Annotated in this window: 22 protein-coding genes; 11 read left to right on the forward strand and 11 right to left on the reverse strand. The window is 60.6% G+C overall.

Annotated features, from left to right (window positions below):
• Nucleotides 1-78 precede the first annotated feature (78 nt).
• The 4 genes from uvrB (at nucleotide 79) to JNB71_RS02705 (ending at nucleotide 6,882) form a co-directional block, all read left to right on the forward strand.
• Nucleotides 79-3,285: an excinuclease ABC subunit UvrB gene (uvrB, locus tag JNB71_RS02690; protein ID WP_220370289.1), complete on the forward strand. Its 3,207-nt coding sequence runs from the start codon at nucleotides 79-81 to the stop codon at nucleotides 3,283-3,285.
• 84 nt (nucleotides 3,286-3,369) lie between these two features.
• Entirely contained in the window at nucleotides 3,370-4,953 is a 1,584-nt protein-coding gene (locus JNB71_RS02695) for an RNA-directed DNA polymerase (protein ID WP_220370290.1), read from the forward strand.
• A 113-nt stretch (nucleotides 4,954-5,066) separates the two neighbouring features.
• On the forward strand, nucleotides 5,067-5,657 hold the full coding sequence (locus JNB71_RS02700; protein ID WP_220370291.1) for a hypothetical protein: 591 nt from the start codon (nucleotides 5,067-5,069) through the stop codon (nucleotides 5,655-5,657).
• 802 nt (nucleotides 5,658-6,459) lie between these two features.
• Entirely contained in the window at nucleotides 6,460-6,882 is a 423-nt protein-coding gene (locus JNB71_RS02705; RefSeq protein WP_220370292.1) for a hypothetical protein, read from the forward strand.
• A gap of 14 nt (nucleotides 6,883-6,896) precedes the next feature.
• Here the strand turns inward: JNB71_RS02705 and JNB71_RS02710 are convergent, their stop codons facing one another.
• On the reverse strand, nucleotides 6,897-7,481 hold the full coding sequence (locus tag JNB71_RS02710) for a J domain-containing protein (protein WP_220370293.1): 585 nt from the start codon (nucleotides 7,479-7,481) through the stop codon (nucleotides 6,897-6,899).
• Nucleotides 7,482-7,965: 484 nt separating this feature from the next.
• Here JNB71_RS02710 and JNB71_RS02715 point away from each other — a divergent pair, with 484 nt between their 5' ends.
• Complete coding sequence (locus tag JNB71_RS02715) at nucleotides 7,966-8,178, forward strand: cold-shock protein (protein ID WP_018324555.1); 213 nt, start codon at nucleotides 7,966-7,968, stop codon at nucleotides 8,176-8,178.
• Nucleotides 8,179-8,354: 176 nt separating this feature from the next.
• On the opposite strand, the gene dusA is transcribed toward JNB71_RS02715, so the two are convergent.
• From dusA to JNB71_RS02730, 3 genes are all read right to left on the reverse strand, one after another.
• On the reverse strand, nucleotides 8,355-9,452 hold the full coding sequence (gene dusA / locus JNB71_RS02720) for a tRNA dihydrouridine(20/20a) synthase DusA (RefSeq protein ID WP_220370294.1): 1,098 nt from the start codon (nucleotides 9,450-9,452) through the stop codon (nucleotides 8,355-8,357).
• Nucleotides 9,453-9,851: 399 nt separating this feature from the next.
• A complete protein-coding gene (locus JNB71_RS02725) occupies nucleotides 9,852-10,094 on the reverse strand; it encodes a DUF982 domain-containing protein (protein WP_220370295.1) in 243 nt (80 codons plus the stop codon).
• Nucleotides 10,095-10,345: 251 nt separating this feature from the next.
• A complete protein-coding gene (locus JNB71_RS02730) occupies nucleotides 10,346-10,594 on the reverse strand; it encodes a hypothetical protein (RefSeq protein ID WP_220370296.1) in 249 nt (82 codons plus the stop codon).
• Between the two features lie 290 nt (nucleotides 10,595-10,884).
• On the opposite strand from JNB71_RS02730, the gene JNB71_RS02735 reads away from it, so the two are divergent.
• From JNB71_RS02735 to JNB71_RS02745, 3 genes are all read left to right on the forward strand, one after another.
• Complete coding sequence (locus JNB71_RS02735; protein WP_220370297.1) at nucleotides 10,885-11,088, forward strand: hypothetical protein; 204 nt, start codon at nucleotides 10,885-10,887, stop codon at nucleotides 11,086-11,088.
• A gap of 68 nt (nucleotides 11,089-11,156) precedes the next feature.
• Entirely contained in the window at nucleotides 11,157-11,840 is a 684-nt protein-coding gene (locus JNB71_RS02740) for a fumarylacetoacetate hydrolase family protein (RefSeq protein ID WP_220370298.1), read from the forward strand.
• 19 nt (nucleotides 11,841-11,859) lie between these two features.
• Nucleotides 11,860-12,390 carry a gamma carbonic anhydrase family protein gene (locus JNB71_RS02745; RefSeq protein WP_220370299.1) on the forward strand — a complete coding sequence of 177 codons (531 nt, stop codon included), beginning with the start codon at nucleotides 11,860-11,862 and terminating at the stop codon, nucleotides 12,388-12,390.
• A gap of 6 nt (nucleotides 12,391-12,396) precedes the next feature.
• Here JNB71_RS02745 and JNB71_RS02750 read toward each other — a convergent pair whose 3' ends face one another.
• From JNB71_RS02750 to JNB71_RS02765, 4 genes are all read right to left on the reverse strand, one after another.
• Nucleotides 12,397-14,757 (reverse strand): heavy metal translocating P-type ATPase, encoded by a 2,361-nt coding sequence (locus JNB71_RS02750; RefSeq protein WP_222857183.1) that lies wholly within the window; start codon nucleotides 14,755-14,757, stop codon nucleotides 12,397-12,399.
• A gap of 88 nt (nucleotides 14,758-14,845) precedes the next feature.
• The gene (locus JNB71_RS02755) at nucleotides 14,846-15,247 is read right to left on the reverse strand and encodes a Fur family transcriptional regulator (RefSeq protein WP_220371126.1); all 402 of its coding nucleotides are present in this window, start codon (nucleotides 15,245-15,247) and stop codon (nucleotides 14,846-14,848) included.
• A complete protein-coding gene (gene znuB, locus JNB71_RS02760; protein WP_112852238.1) occupies nucleotides 15,244-16,077 on the reverse strand; it encodes a zinc ABC transporter permease subunit ZnuB in 834 nt (277 codons plus the stop codon). Before znuB ends, JNB71_RS02755 begins: the two co-directional genes overlap by 4 nt.
• The gene (locus JNB71_RS02765) at nucleotides 16,070-17,002 is read right to left on the reverse strand and encodes an ATP-binding cassette domain-containing protein (protein ID WP_220370301.1); all 933 of its coding nucleotides are present in this window, start codon (nucleotides 17,000-17,002) and stop codon (nucleotides 16,070-16,072) included. Before JNB71_RS02765 ends, znuB begins: the two co-directional genes overlap by 8 nt.
• 106 nt (nucleotides 17,003-17,108) lie before the next feature.
• Between JNB71_RS02765 and znuA the strand changes: the two genes are divergently transcribed.
• Complete coding sequence (gene znuA / locus JNB71_RS02770; RefSeq protein WP_220370302.1) at nucleotides 17,109-18,083, forward strand: zinc ABC transporter substrate-binding protein ZnuA; 975 nt, start codon at nucleotides 17,109-17,111, stop codon at nucleotides 18,081-18,083.
• Between the two features lie 227 nt (nucleotides 18,084-18,310).
• Here znuA and JNB71_RS02775 read toward each other — a convergent pair whose 3' ends face one another.
• Nucleotides 18,311-19,936 (reverse strand): glycoside hydrolase family 43 protein, encoded by a 1,626-nt coding sequence (locus tag JNB71_RS02775; protein WP_220371127.1) that lies wholly within the window; start codon nucleotides 19,934-19,936, stop codon nucleotides 18,311-18,313.
• A 355-nt stretch (nucleotides 19,937-20,291) separates the two neighbouring features.
• Here JNB71_RS02775 and JNB71_RS02780 point away from each other — a divergent pair, with 355 nt between their 5' ends.
• Together JNB71_RS02780 and JNB71_RS02785 are read left to right on the forward strand one after the other, a co-directional pair.
• Nucleotides 20,292-20,867, forward strand: coding sequence for a TRAP transporter small permease subunit (locus JNB71_RS02780; protein ID WP_220370303.1), 576 nt, complete (start codon nucleotides 20,292-20,294; stop codon nucleotides 20,865-20,867).
• A complete protein-coding gene (locus JNB71_RS02785) occupies nucleotides 20,864-22,663 on the forward strand; it encodes a TRAP transporter large permease (RefSeq protein WP_220370304.1) in 1,800 nt (599 codons plus the stop codon). Before JNB71_RS02780 ends, JNB71_RS02785 begins: the two co-directional genes overlap by 4 nt.
• Nucleotides 22,664-22,771: 108 nt before the next feature.
• Here the strand turns inward: JNB71_RS02785 and JNB71_RS02790 are convergent, their stop codons facing one another.
• Nucleotides 22,772-23,878, reverse strand: a complete 1,107-nt coding sequence (locus JNB71_RS02790) for a TRAP transporter substrate-binding protein (RefSeq protein ID WP_220370305.1) — start codon at nucleotides 23,876-23,878, stop codon at nucleotides 22,772-22,774.
• Between the two features lie 404 nt (nucleotides 23,879-24,282).
• Entirely contained in the window at nucleotides 24,283-25,314 is a 1,032-nt protein-coding gene (gene mgrA, locus JNB71_RS02795) for an L-glyceraldehyde 3-phosphate reductase (protein ID WP_220370306.1), read from the reverse strand.
• Nucleotides 25,315-25,512: the final 198 nt, after the last annotated feature.

Genomic DNA, 25,512 nt, shown 5'->3' on the forward strand with positions numbered 1-25,512 from the left:
AGTAGCCGGCCTGTCCGTTGCCTTTTTGTACTCATCGCCCCCTTCCCTTTCCGCCGGACTCTCTCCATATTCCCCGGCATGTCGAAAGCACCGAAAAAATCCCCCCGCCCCGAGCTTGGCGGCTTCGAGGAAGCCCCGCAGGCGGCGTTCGAAGGCACGCCGCTGTCGTCCAGCGTGTCAGACTGGGCCGAAGAGCTGCAGCGCATGGCTGAGGCCGAGACGATCGAGACCCGCCACGACGTCGCCTCGAAGGCGGGAAAACACCGCAAGAAGGTCGAGATTGAAGCATCCAGAGCGAAGCGCAGCGGACAAGCGTCCGCCGCCGATCGTTCGGCGCCCTCCCGCGGCGCCGCAGGCGCGCAAAAGAAAAACGGGGCGGAGGCCAGCCCGAAGGGCGGTACGGCCGTGAGCGCAAGCAGAAGTGCGCGCGGCACCTCGATGGGCGGCACGACCGACCCGAAGACCCGCGCCGCCGCGGGGCTCAATCCGGTCGCCGGCCTCGACGTCTCGCTCGAGGATGCCGACAAGTTCACCGCCGGCTCCGGCGTCACCGCCACGGTCGAAGCCCTGTCGGCCCTGATCGAATCCGGCAATCCGTTGTTCAAGGACGGCAAGCTGTGGACGCCGCACCGGCCGGCGCGGCCGGAAAAGTCCGAGGGCGGCCTGCGGATCGTCATGAAATCCGACTACCAGCCCGCCGGCGACCAGCCGACCGCGATCCGGGACCTCGTCGAGGGCCTCGAAAACGGCGACCGCACCCAGGTGCTGCTCGGCGTCACCGGCTCGGGCAAGACCTTCACCATGGCCAAGGTGATCGAGGCCACCCAGCGCCCCGCCGTCATCCTGGCGCCGAACAAGACGCTGGCCGCCCAGCTCTGTTCCGAGTTCAAGAACTTCTTCCCCGACAATGCGGTGGAATATTTCGTCTCCTATTACGACTACTACCAGCCGGAAGCCTATGTGCCGCGCTCGGATACCTTCATCGAGAAGGAGAGTTCGATCAACGAGCAGATCGACCGCATGCGCCACTCGGCCACCCGCTCGCTGATCGAGCGCGACGACGTCATCATCGTCGCCTCGGTCTCCTGCATCTACGGTATCGGCTCGGTCGAGACCTATACCGCCATGACCTTCCAGATGACGGTCGGCGACCGGCTCGACCAGCGCCAGCTCCTGGCCGATCTCGTCGCCCAGCAATACAAGCGCCGCGACATGGATTTCCAGCGCGGCAGTTTTCGCGTGAGGGGCGACACCATCGAGATCTTCCCGGCCCACCTGGAAGACGCGGCGTGGCGCATCTCGATGTTCGGCGACGAGATCGACGCCATCACCGAGTTCGATCCGCTGACCGGCCAGAAGACCGACGACCTGAAGTCGGTGAAGATCTACGCCAATTCGCACTACGTCACCCCGCGCCCGACGCTCAACCAGGCGATCAAGTCGATCAAGGAGGAGCTGAAACTGCGCCTCGCCGAGCTGGAAAAGGCCGGCCGCCTCCTGGAAGCCCAGCGGCTGGAGCAGCGCACCCGCTACGACGTCGAGATGCTCGAGGCGACCGGCTCCTGCGCCGGCATCGAGAACTATTCGCGCTACCTCACCGGCCGCAAGCCCGGCGAGCCGCCGCCGACCCTGTTCGAATACATCCCCGACAACGCGCTGATCTTCATCGACGAGAGCCACGTCACCGTGCCGCAGATCGGCGGCATGTATCGCGGCGACTTCCGCCGCAAGGCGACGCTGGCCGAATACGGCTTCCGCCTGCCGTCCTGCATGGACAACCGGCCGCTGCGCTTCGAGGAATGGGACGCCATGCGCCCCGACACCATCGCCGTCTCGGCCACCCCGGCGGCCTGGGAGCTGGAACAGTCCGGCGGCGTCTTTGCCGAACAGGTCATCCGCCCCACCGGCCTGATCGATCCGCCGGTCGAGGTCCGCTCGGCCAAGACCCAGGTCGACGACGTGCTCGGCGAGATCCGCGAGACCGCCGCCGCCGGCTACCGCACCCTCGTCACCGTGCTCACCAAGCGGATGGCCGAGGACCTCACCGAATACCTGCACGAGCAGGGCGTGCGCGTCCGCTACATGCATTCCGACATCGACACGCTGGAGCGCATCGAGATCATCCGCGACCTGCGGCTCGGCGCCTTCGACGTGCTGGTCGGCATCAACCTTTTGCGCGAGGGCCTCGACATCCCCGAATGCGGCTTCGTCGCCATCCTCGACGCCGACAAGGAAGGTTTTCTGCGCTCCGAAACCTCGCTGGTCCAGACCATCGGCCGCGCCGCCCGCAACGTCGACGGCAAGGTCATCCTCTATGCCGACACGATCACCGGCTCGATGCAACGCGCCATGGAGGAGACCGCGCGCCGCCGCGAAAAGCAGATGGCCTATAACGAGGCCAACGGCATCACCCCGGAATCGGTCAAGGCGAAGATCTCCGACATCCTCGATTCGGTCTACGAGAGAGACCATGTCCGCGCCGATATCGGCATCAAGGGCGTCAAGGGCGGCATCACCGAACTGGTCGGCAACAACCTCGCCGCCCATCTGGAGGCGCTGGAAAAACAGATGCGCAACGCCGCCGCCGACCTCGACTTCGAAACCGCCGCCCGCCTGCGCGACGAGATCAAGCGCCTGAAGGCCGCCGAACTCGCCGTCATGGACGACCCGATGGCACGGCAGGAAGCGCGGACGGCCGAACGCCGGACAGGGACAGAAAACAATGTGGCGCGGGCAATGGAAGGGTCTGCGACGAAGGGGAAGGCCAACCGCGAGTCGATCTCCCCCCTTGAGGGGGAGATGTCCGGCAGGACAGAGGGGGGTCCCCCCTCAACCGCCGAGTCCGCCGCGATACCCCCCTCTGCCCCTCTCGGGGCATCTCCCCCTCAAGGGGGGAGATCACCCGCCGGCCTCTTCGCCAAACCCGGCCTCGACGACATGGGCCGCGACGTGGCCTCTCCCCGCCAGCGCGGAGAAGGTGCCCGAAGGGCGGATGAGGGGCAGTCGCTGTTCCGCAAGAACACCCTCGACGAAATGACCGTCGGCCGCACCGAAAAACCGCTCAACACCCGCGGCAAGCTGCCGGAAAAACCGGTGCTGCCCGGCCAACCGGAAAAACGCGACCCCGCCTCCTCCCCGTCATCCTCGGGCTTGACCCGAGGATCCAGCGCCGACGACGCCAAACCCCTCCTCCGCGCCAAACCCGGCGTCGGCTCCTATGAGGATGCCGGGGATGTGAAGCGGCAGAAGAAGACGAAGGGGAAAACGGGGCGGCCGGGGCAGTGAAAGACCGGAAATTTCGATGGCCACATCCATAAGATGTGCTAAACCTTGCTCATCGCGTAATCGCTGTTCGCAGGACTCAGCTTAATGGAAAAATTCTTCAGAGCTTCAATCGACAATATATTTAAATTTGGCGATACAGATATATTTCCTTTTCCATTTGAGAATAAAATTATATACGATGAAAAAGAAGATTTTTTACGTAAACTTATTGAAGCTCACAGTAACATTGAAGAATATTTTGCTCAGAACTCCCCCGATGACATTCGTTCAATGGTACCTATTAACCACACTGGCTTTCGGTGGGCGGCTCAACTAGATCCGTTTTGGAATGCGTTTTTACTCGGAATCGTTATATCCCTCGCAGAAAAGATAGAAGATGCAAGGATTGCGGAAAGCATCGTATATTCATATAGATTAGACAAAGAAACGTATCTCGATGGAAAGCTTTTTAAAACAGAAATATCCTGGTCAGACTTCATGAAGAAAACTATACAATTGAGCGACGAATACGAATATATAGTTACATGCGACGTTGCGGATTGTTACTCAAGAATAAGTCATCACAAACTTGAAAATTGCCTAAAGTTGATTGACGCAGATCACATTGCGCAAAAATCGATACTTAGTTACGTAGGGTTTTTAACGGACAAACGCTCATCCGGTCTACCGATTGGCGGGCCTGCATCCAGAATATTGGCAGAGCTGTCACTCAATAACGTGGACCAATATTTGCAGGGAAAGAATATAAAATTTGTCCGATACGCTGACGACTATCATATTTTTGCGCGAACAAAGAAAGAAGCGTACGAATTTCTTTTCATTATATCTGAGGTTCTGGACAATGAAGGACTTAGCCTTCAAAAATCAAAAACAAGGATCATATCCAGCAGCGAATACAAAAATATTTCGTCATCTATTTTTGGCGATGATGAGGATGTAAAAACACCAATCCAAAAGCTTATGTCTCTGAATCTTCGATATGATCCCTACGCGCCGAACGCGGAGCAGAAATATGAAGAGCTAAAAGAGAAACTTAAAGAGATAGATATTGTCGGCTTGCTGAATGAGCAATTATCCCAAACAAAAATTCACATTGCAGCCGCACGGAGAATTGTTTCCGCTTTGGTGGGGATCGAGAAATTTGCGCAGTATGGAGCTATACTATCAATACTTGACAACATGGAGAATCTATTTCCAATAAGTTCAAATATATTTATAGCGATATTGGCGGTATTCGATAACTTTGATGACGACCAAAAGGATGAAATATGCGCTAGATTGAGGGATATGTACGATGCCGGTCATGAGGTTGCCGGGATAGATTGTTACATTTCTTACATCGTTCGCATAATTGGCAGAAGGAAAACTGTTACAAATCAACAATGGCTTGTTAGATGCTATGAGGGAGAAACCAGCCCGCTAGTCAGACGAGACGTGATTATCGTATTCTCGAACTGGCAAAATTTTCCTTGGCTCTCCCTGTTTCGTCGCAGATTTGAAACAGCCGGCGCTTGGGAGAGACGCGCATTCATAGTTGCCTCATATTCCATGGGCGATGAGGGGCGTCACTGGCGGCAGCACGCAAAGCAACGCTTTGATCATCTAGAGAAGCTAACTGCTGAGTGGCGGAGCAAGCGCGCTCAGCAATCGCCGGTACTGCCCCTATGATTTCGGAGCGAGAGTTTTCCGTCCACTACGGCTCATTCTGGCGAGATAGTCTTCCGAATCTAGAGGCAGTGACAAGGTCACTAAATCTGGCAACGGTCACGGAGTGGCTTCCTATGGCGGAGATTAACGATCCCACTAGACGAGACATTATCGCTGAGACTGCTTTCAATGTCGCCACCTTGCGTTTCCTAGCCACAGGTATGGCGTATTCTGAAATATTAGAAACAGCCGAATCAGTCGCAACAGTTCAACTCGAGGCGTTACGAAATCGCTATGCTAAGGAGAAAATTTCGCCGTTGAATACCACGGAGATCGAAGAGGTGGATCGAGCGCAAAATCGTATTTACGAGTTCGGGCTGAAAATAAATCATAATAATAACTTAATATTTAAGCCGACATTTAGCGGACACGGCTTCATTCATTTGTGCGAAGGCGATTTGCGGACAGATCGAGAGATAGTCGAGTTCAAATATGTTTCTAGAAATTTTAGGAGCTCAGACCTAAAGCAAACATTAGTATATTGTTGTTTAAATTTTTTTGAAGACAAAAATAGTTTTGAAAGAATAATATTAGTAAATCCATTTCGCGGAGCAATATTGGAAGTTAGAACAGATGAGTTAGTAAATGCATGCGGAGGGGTATCCTTCGATGAATTTGCTTATAGATTTTCCTACTACGTCTGCTCTGGAGACGTATCCAGGTGAGAAGTTCTGTTGGAACAGTTGTCTACCAGATGACATGCTACAAATTGGCCTCTCTTTCTAACATCCTTGCCAGACAGCCTGACGGAGCTGCTCTTCGAAGCCCGGTGCGAACCCGTCACCCTCCTTTTCAAAGGGAGAGGTAACCAGCAACACTCTCCCTGCCTAAGACGGGGACGTTCTCGCCCCGCAAAGCCCCGCCACCCCTCCCTCTTCCCCTGTGGGGATAGTCCACAAAATCAACACCTTAGCCAAAGCCCACGCCCCAGATTTTGCCGCTGAGCGGCTGTCGCGCACATCCCCGTTCATCCCCGCCCCGCACCCCCATGCCATACTCCTCCCGTCCCGCCACGGATACCCTGCCAGCCGTGGCAGCGAGGCGGGGCCGGCGCCGGGTTCGGGGAAAGGACGGAAGTCCCCGGGGCCGGGGTTTGCAAGAAGGTTCCCCTCCGCAGGCTGTTGCTGCTGCGGGCGTGCGATGCACTGAGGGCCGATGAGGCCGTAGCGGAACGAGTTTGCGGGCAGAAACCGCCGAACGGGGCGCTGGCGAGAGCCACCTACCCAATACTCCATGAGGCTCTTGCGAGCGCCCCGTCCGAAGCAGGCCCGAAAGGCCGGCCAAGGACATTACAGCGCCGCGCGTCAATGACGCGCAAAGGTCGCTGTAACGCTTTGATCTGCTGCATACCCTTAGATCGATTCCGATTTAAGGAATTATGCAGGAGGAAGAAACGAAACCGCGGGCCGGCCGGTCGCGTGAAGGCACAGCCGTGCGTCCCGCCCGCATCCGCCACGGAGACAGCCCATGCCCGCCTCTTCCCTTGACCAGCACCGAGCGGCACTTCCCCAGCGCGCCATCGAAATGTTCGGCTTGCCCGGTGACATTTGCCCCGACGCGGTCTGCCGGCGCAACGGCCGGTGCCGGTCCTGCGCGCCGCAGGGGCCGGCTTGCCTTGCTCTTCTCGGCCCCGAAGAGCGGGCCTTCTACAAACGGCTGCTGATTTTCGCGCAGGACTTCGATCGCGAGCTGCCCTCGCTCGTCACCAGCTATTGCCGTTTTGCCGACGACCCCTTCCTCATGCTCGTCGGTGAGGTCGTCCGCCGTGCCCGGCCGCGCGGCCACTGGCTGCACCGTTCCCTGCCCTTGTGGTACAGGCACGCCACCGGCAGGCCTCGCCCCGTCCTGTCGCTGCAGGCCGCCATGAAGGCGCCGAGGCGATACTATTGATGCGCGCGCCCGCCCTACTCCGCCGCCTTCACCTCCGGCAAGAGCTCCAGCTCGTAGGAATAGCCCTCGAGCATTCCATAGGCCTGCTCGATCGCCTCGATCTGTGCTTCGGCGCTGCGGATGGCGTCGGCGATCGATTGCGAGCGGGTGCGCAGCATCGAGCCGAGCACGTCGGCGGCGGGGCGACGGCCGAGCCGGTCGATGTGCTGGCGGACGCGTGCGCGGTGGCGTTCGAGCTCGAGGATGTGGAAGCGGCTCTTGACGATGTCGTCCGACAGTTTGCGGCGCATGGCGGCGAGCGGGTCGAAGCTGCCGGGCTCGCGCTCGTCGAGGATGAACTCGTTGACCAGCGTCTCCAGCATCAGGATGCCCTTGAGGTCGCGCGGGTCGGCGAGCTGCGGGTCGTAGCCGGTATTGTCATAGACCTTGCGCCGCACCGGGTCCTTCAACAGGTCGTAGCAGGCCTGCAGCCGGCCGAAGGCCTCGATATCGCCCCCCTGGTCGGGATGGGCCGTCTTCGCCGCCTTGCGCCAGGCCGCCTTGATCGCCTGCTCGTCGGCATCGCGCGCAAGTCCAAGCGTTTCATAGGGATCGATCACCAGGCCACCTCGTCTTCCAGCATCCGTTCGTCCCCGCCCTACCCCGTCGCGCCGGCCGCATCAAGCCGGAACCGGAGGGCGGTCGGCCCCTTCTTCCGCCATCGCCGGGACGAAATTGTGGAGACATGGCGGCCAACGGACGGTTTTCTGAGGCTGGCTGTGCCATTGCGGCACGTACCGCAACCTGCGCAGATTGCCCGGGAAAAAGAACAGCATGGGGTTGAAATTCGGGGCATTAATCGCTTGCTATTTTCACGATTTGCTGCCAATTGTTACAGCGTTCGGGCGTTTGCATCCCGGAGACTGGACTGGCTGTATGGTCCCGGAGCAATCCGGGCGTGCCGAAAAGGCACTGTAGGCGTTCTTTCCCCGTTATCGACTTCACCGACTGGCTTTCCGGAATAAAGACAAAACCGGGAAGAAAAAAGGCCTCCACCCTGGCAGGGGTGAAGGCACATCATCAAGGGAAATAAGGACTTCTCCCATGGCCACCAAGGGCACCGTAAAATTCTTCAACCAGGACAAGGGTTTTGGTTTCATCACGCCGGAAGGCGGCGCCAAGGACGTTTTCGTTCACATCTCGGCACTGCAGGCCGCTGGTCTCCAGACCCTGAAGGACGGCCAGCAGGTCACCTTCGACACCGAGCCGGACCGCATGGGCAAGGGCCCGAAGGCCGTCAACATCCAGGCTGCCTGAGCCGGATCTGATCGCTTTGCGATGACCGACTTGAACGGCGTCCCTCGGGGCGCCGTTTTTTATGGAATAGCGAATAGCGAATGGTTGATACCCGAAGATCGCCACTCGACAAGCCTCGAACTCCACTCACTATTCACTATTCACTATTCGCTATTCGCTACTCACTATTGGCCCTTTCATTCCGCCGCCTGCCGCGCCTCTGCCGCGGCAAAGATCGCGTCAAAGGCGGCGGCGATCACCTCCGGCCCGGCGCCGGCCCGCGTCGCATCGGCCGACAGGATCTGCCGGAACCGCCGCGCCCCCGGCCAGCCCTGGAACAGGCCGACCATGTGGCGCGTCACATGGATGAGCCGCCCGCCGGACGCGATATGCCGGGCCGCATGCCCCATCATCGCGTCGCGCACCCCGGCCCAGAATTCCAGCGACTGGCGGTGGCCATTGGCGGTGAAGGCCTCGGCGCCGAGATCGACCGGCGGCGCCCCCGTCAGCGGATGCGAAAAATATTGATCCACGGCCGTCAGCATGGCGCTATCATGATAGGCGGTCCGGCCGAGCATGACGCCGTCCACATGCTCAAGCTCGTCAAGGGCTTGATTCAAAGTGCCAAGACCGCCGTTCAGGCCTATGAAAAGAGAAGGATTTTCGCCCTTAAGCCGATGCACCAGACCATAATCCAGCGGCGGAACCTCGCGGTTCTCCTTCGGCGACAGCCCCTGCAGCCAGGCCTTTCGCGCATGTACCCAGACGGCATCGGTGCCGGCCTTTGTGACGCAGGAAACGAGATCGCGCAGCGCCACCTCCGGCTCCTGGTCGTCGACGCCGATCCGGCATTTGACCGTCACGGGGATCGACACCGCCGCCTTCATCGCGGCTACGCAGTCGGCGACAAGCGCAGGCTCGCGCATCAGGCAGGCGCCGAACGTGCCCGACTGCACCCGGTCAGACGGACAGCCGACATTCATGTTGATCTCGGCATAGCCGAAGTCCTCGCCGATCCGCGCGGCTTGCGCCATCCTGCCCTGATCGTTGCCGCCGAGCTGCAGCGCCACCGGCTGCTCGGTGTCGTCGAGCCCCAGAAGCCGCTCCCGGTCGCCGCGCAGGATCGCCTCGGCGACGATCATCTCTGTATAGAGCAGCGCATGCCTGGAAAGCTGCCGCGCCAGGAACCGGTAGTGACGATCGGTCCAGTCGATCATCGGGGCAACCGCAAAGACGGGAGCGTTGAAATAGCGTCCGCCGCCCGGCCCCGCCGGCATTTTGATGTCGTCACTCATGAAACTTGTTCTCAGTTCGATGCCTGCCGCAAATCGGCAGAAGCAGCATCCGCTCAAACCCGCGGCCGATATGGTGCCGCCTTATATCGCGAGGCGCCCAGTAAATCTACCTGCACCGTTTTCATACAGGCGGCTCATCGTCGGCAGCGTTCGCCGCCACGGGCTTCCACATGCTGGACGCCTGAAACGCTCAGCCCACTGGCCGCTCGCCGCCGGGCCGGCGTCGGCGCCAGCCATCAAGGGGCAGTTGTGCAGGGTAAGTCAACGTAGGGCAGTAAAGGAAAGAAATACGAGATTGCTAAAAAAGTCACTGGACCGCCAGCAGGCTGGCGGATCGAGAGGGGCGTTTTTCACGCCCGGTTGCAGGCGGCAGCTTCTCAAGTCTGCCCGGTCAATCCGTCAATGCGCCTGTAGTCTTGCCTCTTTGGCGGCGGAGATGAAGACCTCCCTCGCTTCCTCGGGCGACTTGCGGCCGTCGAGCGCGGCGCGGCACAGACTTCTGGCAGCGACATAGCGCGGGCCGCGCAAATCCGGCCAGGTGTCCATCAGGCAGATCAGGGCATCAAAGGGTCCCTGAACAAGCTGAGAGCCTTTTTGTCCAAACCCGACCTCTACGGGACTGGACCACTTGGCAAATGGCATGAGCGTCTCCTCCGATTTTCTTGCCACCAGAGAAGAAGGATAACTCATTTGGTTCCCGTTGGGCAAACAGCAAAATGAAAAAAGCCTGCCGCGGGAGGAGGTGCGGCAGGCTTCTGAAAATGACCCACGGTCGGGAGGAGGAGACCGCTGGTCGATCGCAGCTTTCCGGGAGGAGGTGAATCGCTGCGATAAATATGACTTTATTATTGCATTGCAGCAAAATCAAGGCAATTCTTCATGCAACGCAATATTTACCAGTAACGGTGGCGCTGCGGGGGTGGGCTGGCGGCGCTGCCGACCAGGTAGCCGGCAAGAAAGGCCACCGCACCGACCACCAGGAGCGCTGTGCTGGTCGCAGACGGGTGGTCGCGGGCCGTCAATGCCACTGCACTCGCCTCGTCCTTGACATAGGTGGCCGCCTGTTTTGCTTTTGCCGCCACGCCGCTTGCCTCATCCAGTTCACCTGTGAAACCAGTTCGCAAATTTTTGTTATCGGCCATCTCGGGACTCCTCTTCTCCAGCAACGAAACATCTCAAAAGTAATATTGTTCCATCGAAAAACCGGAGAGGATGCCCGCATTCTGGGCGTATGCTCGAAAAATACCTCCAAGCAGAGTCTTTGCTGGAAAATCACGTATCGTTACGTCACGAAATCCAAGCTTTTGCTAAAAATGACTGTTGTGATTCGTTTACCTGTGGCATGTTATTAGGGGAAGGCGCCTCACAAAAACCAATTTCGGAGTAACAACTGCGGCCCAGAATCAAAAAAATACGCGACGGGAGAGAAAACATGGCAGAGGAAAATCTGTATCGCATAGTCGAAGTCAGCTTGAATCGCGGAACCGATCGCCGTGACGTCGGCATTATGACCGTGCGCCAGGCGCTTGAGCTTCCAGACGTCCCCAGCCTTGAATACACCCATCCGGACCTCAATTCCCGAGCCGGCGGCCGGTTCCTGACGCGGGACCAGCTCGAAGCCTATGCCTGCAGCTGAAGCATCTTTCGCCACCCCTTGAAGGGGTGCTATCGTCAGGCATTCGCAATCGAATGCCTGGATATTTGATGACTACCCTAATTCCCCTTCCCGCCCCGGTGCTGCTGCCGGTTGCGAATTCCGATCGGGCCTTTCCCGTTCGCCGCGTTTATTGCGTGGGCCGTAACTATGCGGCCCACGCAATCGAGATGGGCCACGATCCCGACCGGGAGCCGCCCTTCTTCTTCCAGAAAAATCCGGACAATCTGTCGGTGCGCGCGGAGTTTCCCTATCCACCGCTGTCGAGCGACGTGCACCACGAGGTCGAACTCGTCGTCTTTTTGAAAAGCGGCGGCGACACTATCGACAGCGGCGATGCTCTCGATTGCGTCTACGGCTATGCGGTGGGCATCGACTTCACGCGCCGCGATCTGCAGGCCGAGGCCAAGGCGGCGGGCAAGCCATGGGCGGCAGCGAAAGCCTTCGAGCACTCGGCGCCGGTTTCACAGATCGTTCCGGCCGAGACAATCGGCCACCCCGAGGCTGGCAATATCTGGCTGGCGGTCAACGGCGACCGCAAGCAGCAGGGCGACCTCAACCAGATGATCTGGAAGGTTCCCGAAGTCATCGCCGAATTGTCGAAACTGTTCACGCTCGCTGCCGGAGACGCCATCATGACCGGGACCCCCTCCGGCGTCGGACCGGTGTCGCGCGGCGACGTGGTTTCCTGCGGCATCGATGGCGTTGCCACGCTGACCGTCACGGTCGTCTAAGCACAAGAAGGTAGAATCCATGCCGCTTTATGCACTTGGCCCGACACGCCCTTCCGTTCCGGCGGAAGGCAGCTATTGGGTGGCGCCGGACGCACATGTCATCGGCAAGGTCGAACTGGGCGAGGATGTCGGCATCTGGTTCGGAGCGGTGCTGCGCGGCGACAACGAGCCGATCAGGGTCGGCGCCCGCACCAATATTCAGGAAGGCGTCGTCATCCATGTCGATCCCGGCTTTCCTGTGACGATCGGAGAAGGCTGCACCATCGGCCATCACGCCATCGTGCATGGCTGCACCATTGGCGACAATTCGCTGGTCGGCATGGGCGCGACGGTGCTGAACGGCGCGGTGATCGGCAGCAACTGTCTTATCGGGGCCAATGCCCTGGTGACGGAAGGCAAGGTCTTTCCCGACAATTCGCTGATCGTCGGCGCACCGGCAAAGGCGATCCGGCTGCTTGATGACGCGGCCGTCGACGGCTTGAAAAAGTCGGCGATCGGCTATGTCAAGAAATGGCAGCTTTTCGCGACAAGCCTGTCGGTCATCGGATAGTTGCCCTCAGAGCTTCAATCGCCTCAGCCGGAGTGCATTGACGACGACGGAAACCGAGGACAGGCTCATGGCGGCGGCGGCGATCATCGGCGACAGCAGCGAGCCGGTCAGCGGGTAAAGCAGACCGGCTGCGATGGGTACGCCCACGGCGTTATAGACAAAGGCGAAGAACAGGTTCTGGCGAATGTTCGACAGCGTCGCCCTGGACAGGGTTCGCGCCCGCACGATGCCGGACAGGTCACCCTTCAACAGGGTGATGCCGGCGCTTTCCAGCGCCACATCGGCGCCGGTGCCCATGGCGATGCCGACATCGGCTGCTGCCAGAGCCGGGGCATCATTGATGCCATCGCCCGCCATGGCGACGACGCGCCCCTCGGCCTTCAGGCGCTGGACCAGTGCTTTCTTGTCTTCCGGCAACTGGTCGGCCGCGACATCGTCGATGCCGAGCGCCTTCGCCACCGCGTCGGCTGTAACGGCACTGTCGCCCGTCGCCATGACGACGCGGATGCCATCGGCATGCAGCACGCGGATCGCCTCGGCCGCATTGACCTTGATCTCGTCGGCCAGCGCCAGAAGACCAGCCAGTTCGCCATTGACCGCGACATAGAGTGCGGTGCGGCCATTCTGGCGCAGCCCTTCGGCGTGACCGGCAAAGGCTGACGTATCGACACCCACATCCGCCAGCATGGCGGCATTGCCTGCGAGCACGAGATCGCCATCCACTCGGCCGGAGACGCCCTTGCCGTTCACCGCCTCGAAGTCGGTAACGGAAACCAGCGGCACGTCCCGCGCCCTGGCCCCTGCGACGATGGCCTCGGCCAGGGGGTGTTCCGAGGCCTTTTCCAGGGAGGCGGCGAGCATCAGCAGCCGGTTTTCCGGAAAGGTTGGCCCCACAAGCACGTCCGTCAGGCGCGGCTTGCCTTCCGTCAGCGTACCGGTCTTGTCGACGATCAGCGTATCGATGGCCGCGAGACGCTCCAGCGCTGCGGCTTCACGGACGAGCACGCCGGACCGGGCGCCCCTGCCGGTCGCCGTCATGATCGAGATCGGCGTGGCGAGACCGAGCGCACAGGGACAGGCAATGATGAGGACGGAGACGGCAGCGACCAGCCCGTAGATGAAGGACGGCTGTGGACCAAGCACCAGCCAGCCGACGAAAGCCGCCGCCGCGACAAGGACGACTGCAGGCACGAACCAGCCGGACACCCGGTCGGCAAGCTTCTGGATCGGCGCGCGCGACCGCTGGGCCGACGCGACCATCTCGACGATCTGCGACAGGACAGTATCGCTGCCGACCTTTTGTGCCCTGACGACCAGCGTGCCGTTGCGGTTGATGGTGCCGCCGGTGACCTCGGCGCCCGCGATCTTTTCCACCGGCAAAGGCTCGCCGCTGATCAGGCTCTCGTCGACGCTGGAGTGGCCTTCGGTGACGATGCCATCGACCGGCACGGCTTCGCCGGGCCGTATGCGCAGATGATCGCCGACCAGGATGTTTTCAAGCGGCGCGTCCTGTTCGGTTCCGTCCGGCTGTATGCGGCGCGCCGTCTTCGGTGCGAGGTTCATCAGGGCGCGGATCGCATCGCCGGTGCGCTCGCGGGCGCGAAGCTCGAGGATCTGGCCGACGAAGACCAGCGTCACGATGACGGCCGCAGCCTCGAAATAGACGGCAACCTCCCCGTGATGGCCGCCGAACTCCATCGGGAACAGGCCGGGCAACAGCGTCGCAACGACGCTGTAAAGATAGGCCGCGCCAACGCCGAGCATGATCAGCGTCCACATGTTGTAGTGGCCGGTGCGCAGCGACACCCACCCCCGCTCGAAGAAAGGCCTGGCCGCCCACAGCACGACCGGCGTTGCAAGGAGGAGTTCGAGATAGGTGGCGACGCGGGCACCGATCCACTCGCGGATCGGAAGCCCGACCATCGGTCCCATCGAGAAAATCACCAGCGGCACGGCGCAGGCAAGGCTTACCCAGAAGCGACGGGTAAAATCGACCAGTTCGGGATTGGGGCCTTCGACAGGGGCGCCCATCGGCTCGAGCGCCATGCCGCAGATCGGGCAGGTTCCGGGCGCGTCACGGACGATTTCCGGATCCATCGGGCAGGTATAGAGCGTCGCCTTCTTCACAGCCTTCGGCTTGTTTCCGGCATGGCCCGACAGGTAGAACCAGGGATCAGCGCCGAAGCGCCCGTGGCAGCGTTGACTGCAGAAATGATAGGTGGTTCCCTGATAGTCGAGGCTCGGCTTTCCGGCATTGAGCTTGACGGTCATGCCGCAGACCGGATCAATGGCCGTTTCGGCCTTGTCCGTTGCCGGAGGGGCATGGATTTGATCACGCGCCTGGGCGGAAAACAGGAAATCGGACATCGAATCGTGATTGTTCACAGCTGAACCTCGGGCCTGGATGGTCACACATCCGCTGGCAGTGGGAAAGACTTTGACAGACCGGGCAGAACTATCCGCTGGTGCAGTTCTGGCAGTGGCCGCGAATCTCGATCGTCGTCTTTTCGGTCTTGAAATGCTCCCTTCCGGCCAGGACGGAAAGCCGCTCCTCGATGCCGGCATCATGCATTTCGGTGACCTGGCCGCAATCCTCGCAGATCGCAAACGCGGTGACGCCGTGATCATGGTGATGATGGTCCGGATGCGAGCAGGCGACAAAGGAGTTCATGCTTTCAAGCCGGTGGATCATGCCGAACTCGAGAAGCTTATCCAGCGCGCGATAAACCTGCAGCGGCGCACGAAAGCCGTGATCACGCAGCTTGTCGAGGATCGTGTAGGCGCTGAGCGGACCTTCCGCATGGGTCAGCACATCGAGCACCAGCGACTGGTTCCTGGTGAGTTGCTGTGCCATCAGTGGTGTCCTCCATGCGTCGAATGAATGGCCGTCTCGATTTCTCCCTTGCGGCCGAAGGGCAGCAGGCTGAGGACGAAAAGCCCCATTGCCGCAACCACGATCGACGGACCGGACGGCGTATCGAAATGCAGCGAGCCGAAAAGGCCGCCGGTGACGGCGAGCGCGCCGATGACCGAGGCGAGCACGGCCATGATTTCGGGCGACGTGGCAAAGCGCCGGGCGGTGGCCGCCGGAATGATCAACAGCGAGGTGATCAGCAGGATGCCGACGATCTTCATGGCAATGGCGATCACCAGGGCCATGAGCAGCATGAAATAAAGGCGCGCCCGCTCCGGCTGCAGGCCCTCGGCCTCGGCCAGTTCCGGATTGACGGTGGAGGCAAGCAGCGGCCGCCAGAGATAGACGATGGCAAACAAAACGAGAATGCCACCGCCCCAGACGAGATCGATATCGGCCTCGGAAACTGCGAGAATGTCACCGAACAGGAAGCCGACGAGATCGATGCGCACCCATGTCATGAAGGCGACCATGACGAGGCCGATCGACAGCGCCGAGTGGGAGAGAATGCCGAGCAGCGCATCTGTCGACAGCGCGCCGCGCTTCTGCAGCAGCAGCAACAGCAGCGAAACGACGGCGGCGACGATAAAGACGCTGAGCATCAGATTGAGGTTGAACAGCAGCGACAGCGCCACGCCGAGCAGCGCCGAATGGGCCATGGTGTCGCCGAAATAGGCCATGCGCCGCCAGATGACGAAGCAGCCGAGCGGACCGACCGTGATGGCAAGGCCGATGCCGGCAACGAGCGCGCGGGTGAAGAAATCGTCAAACACGGCGCGTCTCCTTGTTGCCCAGGCCCTGCAGGCGGCTTTGATGGCCGCAGCCGCAATCCGGATCGTGGACATGATCGGCATGGTCGTGATCGGCATGCCCATGCTCGGCGTGGGCGCCATGGTGGTGGCCGTCATCCGGATGGCAATGTTCGGTGATGCTGCCATCGGCATGCAGCACGCGACCGTCGGGCAGATGGGTATGGTCGTGGTCGTGGCTGTAGACGGCAAGCGTTTTGGCCGCCCGGCTGCCGAACAGTTTCAGATATTCCGGGCTCTGGCTGACCACTTGCGGCGTGCCGCGGCAGCAGACATGGCCGTTGAGGCAGATCACCGTATCGGTCTCGGCCATCACCACATGCAGGTCGTGCGAGATCAGGAGGATGCCGCAGCCGGTCTGGTTGCGGATGGACTTGATCAGGTCGTAGAGCGCGATCTCGCCGGAGAAGTCGACGCCCTGCACCGGTTCGTCGAGTACCAGCAGGTCGGGTTTGCGGGCAATGGCGCGGGCAAGCAGCGCCCGCTGGAATTCGCCGCCGGACAGGTGCTGGACCTCGGCGCGGGCGAGATGCGCGATGCCGGTGGAGTGCAGCGCTTCCTCGATCTCGCGGCCCTTCAGCGGGCCGGTCAGCGTCATCAGGCGCTCGACCGTCAGGGGCAGAGTCCAGTCGATCGCGAGTTTCTGCGGCACATAGCCGACCCTGAGGCCCGGCTTGCGCTCGACCCAGCCTTCGTCCGGCTTCAAAACACCGATCGCGGCTTTCGCCGTCGTCGATTTGCCCGAGCCGTTCGGGCCGATCAGCGTGACGATCTCGCCGCGGCTGATCGAAAACTCGACGCCGCGCACCAGCCAGCGGCCGCCGCGGCGCACGCCGGCATTGTTCAAGAGGACGAGAGGCTTCTGGTCGGGGTCGCGGAAATTCAGCATCAAAAAAATCCGGGTGAGGTGTTGCCAGCCGCTATGCCACACGTTATAGCATAACGCAATTGATGTAATAACATTACATTGATTTACAAGACAGGAGTCCCCCCGCATGAGCCTGAAAAAATCCCTGCTTTTGACATCTTCCCTGCTTTTTACCGCTGGCGCCGTGCATGCCGAAGTCCCGAACGTCGTCGTTTCGATCAAGCCTATCCACTCCCTGGTCGCCTCAATCATGCAAGGACTTGGCGAGCCGGCGCTGATCGTCGAAGGCGCCGCCTCCCCCCATACCTACAGCATGAAGCCCTCCAACGCCTCGGCGCTGGAGAACGCCGACATCGTCTTCTGGGTCGGGCACGGGCTGGAAGCCTTCCTGGAAAAGCCGCTGGAGGCGCTCGGCAGCGGCGCAACGATCGTCGAGCTGGATGATGCGCCAGGACTCGAAAAGCTGAAATTCCGCGAAGGCGGCGCCTTTGAGGCGCATGACGACGGCGACGAGCACGAAGCAGGCACAGAGGGCGCAGAGGATCACGCCCACGAAGAGGGCCACCATCACGATGAGGGTGAATTCGACATGCACCTGTGGCTCGATCCGGCCAATGCCAAGGCGATGGCAGCCGAGATCGAAAAGACGCTGACTGCTGCCGATCCCGACAACGCGGCGACCTACAAGAGCAATCTCAATGCGCTCAACATGCGGCTCGACGCGCTCGACAGGACACTGGAGGAAGCCGTCGCGCCGATCAAGGACAAGCCATTCATCGTCTTTCACGACGCCTACCAGTATTTCGAACATCGCTATGATGTGAAGGTGGCAGGTTCGATCACCGTCAGCCCCGAGGTCCTGCCCGGCGCCGAGCGCCTGTCCGAGATCCACGCCAAGATCGTCGAACTGGGCGCGACCTGCGTCTTTGCCGAACCGCAATTCGAGCCGAAGCTCGTCAATGTCGTGCTCGAAGGCACGCCGGCGAAACCCGGCACGCTCGACCCCGAAGCGGCCACCATCGAAGCCGGGCCCGACCTCTACTTCCAGCTGATGCAAGGTATCGGCACATCGCTGAAAACCTGCCTTTCCAACGGCAGCTAAGCAGGTTGCCCGAGAAGGCGGCTCCCGGCTCGTCTCAGGCTGCCGACAAGTGCCGCAAACCTCCCTTTCGTCATGGTCGGGCCTGACCCGACCATCCAACGAGCTGAGTCGGACCCCTCAGGCCGCCTCTTCAGGTCACTGCAGGTTTAACAAAAGGGAACAGAATAATGCCCGGCATCTTGTAATGACATCAGCCAGTTACAAGACTTATCTCATGCATTACATTCTCATTCGACAGTGAATGGCAGCGCCTCGTAAGTGAACCGATCGAAATCGGCGACCTGCGCCCGGCCGGACGTATCGAAAGCGAACACGCCTGCGAATGCGCCGGTGAACGAGCCGTGTTCGCCGCGCCCGCCCTCGTCGGATACGACGCCGGCATCGAGCAACGGTCCGATCTTGCGCCAGGCACGGTAGCCGTCAGGGTGCCAGAAGAACTGCAACTCGTTGCCCCGGACTTCCATGGCCAGATGGACCCGTCCGAATGGAACGGTGACACCACTTTCGGCGGGAAACGTCATGCGGCCATGCGGAAAATCTCCGGCGCAGGAGAAGATCGTCACGACCCGGCCGAGCTTTTCATGCAGCGTGACGGCAAGCGCGTGAAACTTGTGGCGGTTATAGTAGTGGGTCAGACCGGCGGCCTGCTGATAGGTATCCGGCTCGAATTCGACGACCGTCTCGGCGCGGAAGGAATGGTGCTCCTGGCGGCGCGCCACCAGCGCCTGTTCGAACCAGCTGCCGATGCTCTCTCGGCCGAACAGCCGCAGATGGCCAGGCTTGTCCGTCAGCGAAAAAATCCGCTCGGGCCGTGGCGTGCGCAGCCACTGGAATTCCTCGGGCAAGGCGGGGCCGTCGAAATCGGTTTCGACCCTTGCCGGTTTTTCGATGACGGAGGTCTCGCCCGGCGCCGCAACCTCAATGGCGGGCACGACACCACCCTGTTCCAGGTAGAGCCATCCGTCATCGCGCCAGACGCATTTCTGCAGCGCCGTCTCGCGGCCGAGCGTGCAACGGCGCAACGGCGGCAAAGGCCGGCCGGTGAGATGCGTATGATAGGCCTGCCCGTCGGGCGTCTCGACATATTGCCCATGCCCTGCCCTTTGCAGCACCGCGTCCGGCGCGTCCTTCGAGGTGATCAGATGCGTCTGCGGATGGATCTCGTAGGGACCTTCGATGGCTCGCGAACGCGCCATCGTCACGACGTGATCATATCCGGTGCCGCCCTCGGCCGTCGTCAGATAGTACCAGCCGTTGCGCTTGAAGAGATGCGGGCCTTCGACGAGCCCTTGCGCGCTGCCGGCGAAGATATTCCTGATCGGCCCGACGAGCCTTTTCGCGGCCGGATCCCACTCCTGCAGCAGGATACCGTCGAAGGCCGGCGACTTCGGCGCCCCGCCGAAGCTTTCGGTGCGGTGGTTCCATTGCATGTTGACGAACCACTTGCGACCATCGTCATCGTGGAAAAGTGATGGATCGAAGCCGGAAGAATTGACATAGACCGGGTCCGACCACTCGCCTTCGATCGAGGGGGACGTGACGATGTAGTTGTGCGCGTCCTTGAAGTTGCCGTCGAAGCGCTTGACGTCGGTATAGACGAGCCAGAACAGGCCGTCGGCATGGGAAAGGCACGGCGCCCAGACGCCGCAGCTGTCGGGATTGCCGCGCATGTCGAGCTGGCTTGCCCGCTCCAGCGGCCGCCGGACGAGGCGCCAGTTCACCAGATCACGCGAATGATGGATCTGCACGCCCGGATACCATTCGAAGGTGGACGTGGCGATATAGTAGTTCTCGCCCACGCGGCAAATCGAAGGGTCCGGATTGAAGCCGGGCAGAATGGGGTTACGGATCATCGTGGGCATAACGGACTTACCTCATGGATTCTCAGGCGATTATCCATCCCCAAACGGGTTGCCAATTCAAGTCCCTGGCGGACAATCGGCGGTGAAATTCGCCTTGACCATCCGACTGGCGGACCTGCTTCCAAGCACACTGTGCCTCGCCAGCTCGTCGGCACAACAGCGCGATTTCCCTCGGGTTTCTGCCCAACCTTTGAGCATTGCCGTAAAGCCTGGATACAACTTTGGTATAACCTTGCCAGACGACACGGGAAAATCCCGTCTCAGGCTTGAAACAGGGCTTGAAATCGGCACTGTGGCTGTGCTTGGCAACAAATATCGAAATCAGCTTAGCGGGGGAGGAACCTTTATGGCCGCACTGCTCGGTATCAGCAGGCTCATTGACCGCATTACGGAAATCATCGGCAAATCAGTCTCATGGCTGATCCTGGTGGCCGTTCTGGTCAGCGCCGGCAATGCTATCATCCGAAAAATATTCAATATGTCGTCCAACGCCTGGCTCGAGGCGCAATGGTATCTTTTCGGTGCGGCCTTCATGTTGGCTGCCGCCTATACGCTCAGCCAGAACGAGCATATCCGCATCGACGTCGTCTACGGCAAGTTCTCGCGCCGTGTGCAGCACTGGATCGACCTGTTCGGTCACGTGTTCTTCCTGATGCCGTTCGTATTGCTGATGACATACTACCTCGTCCCCTACTTCCTCATGTCCTACCGCTCGCAGGAAGGCTCATCCAGCGCCGGTGGCCTGATCGTCTGGCCAGCCAAGGCAATCCTCCTTTGCGGCTTCATCCTGCTCGTGCTGCAGGGCGTTTCGGAGATCATCAAGAAAATCGCGATCATGACCGGCAACATGGACGATCCGACGCCCTATGTGCCGACCCATGCACCGCTTGACGAAGCCGTCATTCCGGAGGCGCGCCCATGATGGCATTCATCGCTGAAAACCTGGCACCGATCATGTTCGTTTCGCTGATCGTGTTCCTGCTCCTGGGCTATCCGGTCGCCTTTTCGCTCGCCGCCAACGGCCTGCTGTTCTTCATCATCGGTGTGGAGCTTGCTCCTTTGTCTGCCGGTTCCATCAATCTCTCCTGGCCGCTGCTCAATGCACTGCCGGAACGATTCTGGGGGGTGATGTCGAACGACACCTTGCTCGCCATCCCCTTCTTCACCTTCATGGGCATCGTGCTCGAACGGTCCGGCATGGCCGAGGATCTGCTCGACACGATCGGCCAGTTGTTCGGACCGATCCGCGGCGGTCTCGCCTATGCGGTCATCTTCGTCGGAGCATTGCTTGCAGCCACCACCGGCGTGGTTGCGGCTTCGGTTATCGCCATGGGCCTGATCTCGCTGCCGATCATGCTGCGCTACGGCTATGACCGGCGCGTCGCCTCCGGCGTCATCGCGGCGTCCGGCACGCTTGCCCAGATCATTCCGCCGTCCCTCGTCCTGATCGTTCTTGCCGACCAGCTCGGCCGTTCCGTCGGCGACATGTATGCCGGCGCCCTGATCCCCGGCCTGGTGCTCACCGGGCTCTACATGTGCTACATCCTGATCATGACCATCGTTCGGCGTGACTCGATGCCGGCTCTTCCACTCGAAGCCCGCACGCTTGGCTCGGGCGTTGGTTCGCTCCTCGTTGCGCTCGCCGTTGCGGCTGGTATCGCTTATGCGGCTCATGTCTACCTCGCGCCGACACAAGGCGAGAACGCCGATATTCTCGGCGCGACTGTCGGTGTGGCGTTCATCTACCTCGTTGCGCTCATCGACAGGGGAGTGAAGATCAATGCGATGTCCAAGCTTGCCCAGCAGGTCATCATCGTGCTGATCCCGCCGCTGGCGCTGATCTTCCTCGTTCTCGGCACGATCTTCCTCGGCATCGCCACACCGACGGAAGGCGGCGCCATGGGTGCTGTCGGCGCTCTGATCATGGCGGCAGCAAAGGGACGACTGACGCTTGATGTAATCCGCTCCGCGCTGGCCGCCACGACGCGGTTGTCGGCCTTCGTGCTGTTCATCCTGATCGGCGCACGGGTGTTCTCACTCACCTTCTACGGCGTCAACGGTCACATATGGGTTGAGCATCTGCTGGTCGGAATGCCGGGCGGTGAAACGGGCTTCCTGATTACGGTCAATCTGCTCGTCTTCTTCCTGGCGTTCTTCCTCGACTTCTTCGAACTCGCCTTCATCATCGTGCCGCTGCTTGCGCCGGCGGCCAACGCGCTCGGCATCGATCTCATCTGGTTCGGCGTCCTGCTCGGCATCAACATGCAGACGAGCTTCATGCATCCGCCCTTCGGCTTCGCGCTGTTCTATCTGCGCTCGGTCGCGGCCAAGGTGCCCTATCTCGACCGGGTGACGGGCAAGCTCACGCAACCTGTGACCACGGGGCAGATCTATTGGGGAGCAGTGCCATTCGTCGGCATCCAGATCCTGATGGTCGCGCTGACGATCATGTTCCCGCAGATGGTCATGCACTACAAGGGCGACGCCGCCGTAGTCGATCCGGCCACGATCAAGATCGAGGTTCCGGGGTTTGGAACCGGCGGAGGCGGCCTGACCCTGCCGGACAACGGCGGTGGGCTTGGCCTGCCAGGTGGCCTGCAACTGCCGGGCGGCAATCCGCTCGACGGTGCTGCTCAGCCACCGTCCGATCAGAACGGTGCCAGCGGCGAGCAGAAGAAGCCAGCAAACGACCTGAGCGCCCCGCCGTCCTTCGACTGATCAAAACAGACGGGCCGGTGTTCGCACCGGCCTTGCTCCAAACCGATGGCAAAGAAAAACCCCGGAGCAGCGCTCCGGGGTTTCTCGTTTCGGCGATAAAACCAGCGGTTAGAGCTTGCCGCCCCGCTGCTGGATCATCATGAACGTGTCGTAGTTGTATTCGGCGATCTGGGCGTTCAGGTAATACTCGCCGCGGAATGCCTTGATCGATTCCCAGATCTTCTTGAAGGTCGGGTTCGAGGCTTCCATGCCGGCATAAACCTCATTGGCCGCATCGAAGCAGGCCGACAGGATTTCCGGGCTGTACGGGCTGAGCTTTGCACCAGCGCCGACGAGACGCTTGATCGCCGCAGGATTGAGGTAATCGTACTTCTGCAGCATGTTCGCATCGGTTGCCTGGCAGGCCGTGCGCAGCAACGACTGGTAGTTCTTCGGCAGACCGTCGAAAGCCGCCTTGTTGAACATGGCATGCACGGTCGGGCCACCTTCCCACCAGCCGGGATAGTAGTAGTACGGCGCAACCTTGTAGAAGCCAAGCTTCTCATCGTCATAGGGACCGACCCATTCGGCAGCGTCGATGGTGCCCTTTTCGAGCGACGGATAGATGTCGCCGCCGGCGATCTGCTGCGGCACGACGCCGAGCTTCTCGACAACCTTGCCGGCAAAGCCCCCGATGCGCATCTTCAGGCCCTGCATGTCGGCGACGGTCTTGATCTCCTTGCGGAACCAGCCGCCCATCTGCACACCGGTATTGCCACCGGGATAGCCGACGAGGCCTTGCGTGGCGAGGAACTCGTTGAACATGTCGATGCCGCCGCCATGGTAGTGCCAGGCGTTCATGCCGCGGGCGTTGAGCGCGAAGGGAACGGCAGCGCCGAGCGCCCAGACCGGATCCTTGCCCCAATAATAGTAGGAAACCGTGTGGCAGGCTTCGACCGTGCCGGCCGCGGTGGCGTCGGCCGCCTGCAGGCCCGGGACGATTTCGCCGGCGGCGAAGACCTGTATCTGGAAATTACCGTCCGTCGCCTCCGAAACGTACTTCGACAGCACTTCGGCGCCGCCATAGATCGTATCGAGCGATTTCGGGAAAGACGATGCCAGGCGCCAATTGACCTTGGGGCTGCTCTGGGCGATGGCGGGCGCTGCGAGCGTCGTTGCCGCCACGGCGCCAACGCCGCCGAAACCTGCACGCTTGATGAATGAACGGCGATCCATGTTCTCTCCTCTGTTTCGCGGACAGCCGGCCTTGCCGATACTGTTCCTCCCCGCGGGGTGCAGACCGCACCAGCCGGTTTCGACTAGTTCAAACGGACCTGCGCGCTTCTGAATTCACGACATTCGGGCGCGCCTTTTGCCAATGGCGTCGCGTGCCCCGCTGGCAGATTACACGCTCGCCCCCTCATGTCCAGCCGCGCAAATAATGCACTATCTTCGACTTTTGTCTAATACAACTTTCAATGTTTGCAGCGACTTACGGAACCGTGGTTAAATTTGCTCGCGCAGCAGCCTGAGGGGAAAATCCGGGCAGACAGGCCGTTGATCCAAGCCTCAGGAGATGGGAGGGGGCACCGGACCAGGCGATCCGATGCCCCCATTAGAAACCCCAATGCTGGTGCCGCTTACGCGCGCTCGGCCGACGAAGCCCAGAGGTTGATGTCGGCCTCTTTGGCATAAACATCGATTTCCGCCAGTTCATCGGCCGTAAACGTGTCGTTCTTCAGCGCGGCGACACAATCGACGATTTGCGACGCGCGGCTGGCGCCGATCAGCGCCGAGGTGATATGGCCGCCGCGCAGCACCCAGGCGATCGCCATCTGCGCCAGCGTCTGGCCGCGCTTCTCGGCGATCTCGTTAAGCTTCCTGATGTTGTCGATGATCGACGGGCGGATGAAATCCTTCTTGAGGAAGTGATTCTGCGCCGCGCGGCTGTCTGCCGGAATGCCGCCGAGATATTTCGTCGTCAGCATGCCCTGCGCCAGCGGCGAGAACACGATCGAGCCGACGCCGAGGCCTTCAAGCGTATCGACGAGGCCGTCATCCTCGACCCAGCGGTTGAGCATCGAATAGCTCGGCTGGTGGATGAGCAGCGGCGTGCCGAGGTTCTTGAGGATCGCGGCCGCCTCGCGGGTGCGCTGCGAATTGTAGGAGGAGATGCCGACATAGAGCGCCCTGCCCGACCGCACGATGTGATCGAGCGCCGCACAGGTTTCCTCGAGCGGCGTCTGGGGGTCGAAGCGGTGCGAATAGAAGATGTCGACATAGTCGAGGCCCATGCGCTTCAGGCTCTGGTCGCAGGAGGCGATCAGGTACTTGCGGCTGCCCCACTCGCCATAAGGCCCCGGCCACATGTCATAGCCGGCCTTGGACGAGATGATCAGTTCGTCGCGCAGGCCGGAAAACTCGGTGCGCAGGATTTCGCCGAAAGCGGTTTCGGCCGAGCCCGGAGGCGGACCGTAATTGTTGGCCAGGTCGAAATGGGTAATGCCGAGATCAAACGCCGTGCGGCACATGTCGAGCTTGCGCTCATGCGGCGTATCGTGGCCAAAATTGTGCCACAGGCCGAGCGACACCGCCGGCAGCTTCAGCCCACTCTTGCCGCAGCGATTGTATTTCATCATCTCGTAGCGATTGTCAGCGGGTTGCCATGCCATGTCAGTGATCCTTCCCATTGTGTCCGCAGAAGCGAGACAGCGATATGCCACGGAGCCACCAACTGAAACAAGGGCGCCGCAATCGAAGTTCAATTCCTCGAGCAGTTATGGTCGTCAACAAACGGGCAAATATCGGCGCCGATAACCGGACGGTAACCGCATTGATTTCATTATCGGATAGGGGAATTCAATTGTCGA

It is taken from the genome of Rhizobium herbae (assembly GCF_019511375.1).
GTDB lineage: Bacteria > Pseudomonadota > Alphaproteobacteria > Rhizobiales > Rhizobiaceae > Pararhizobium > Pararhizobium herbae_A.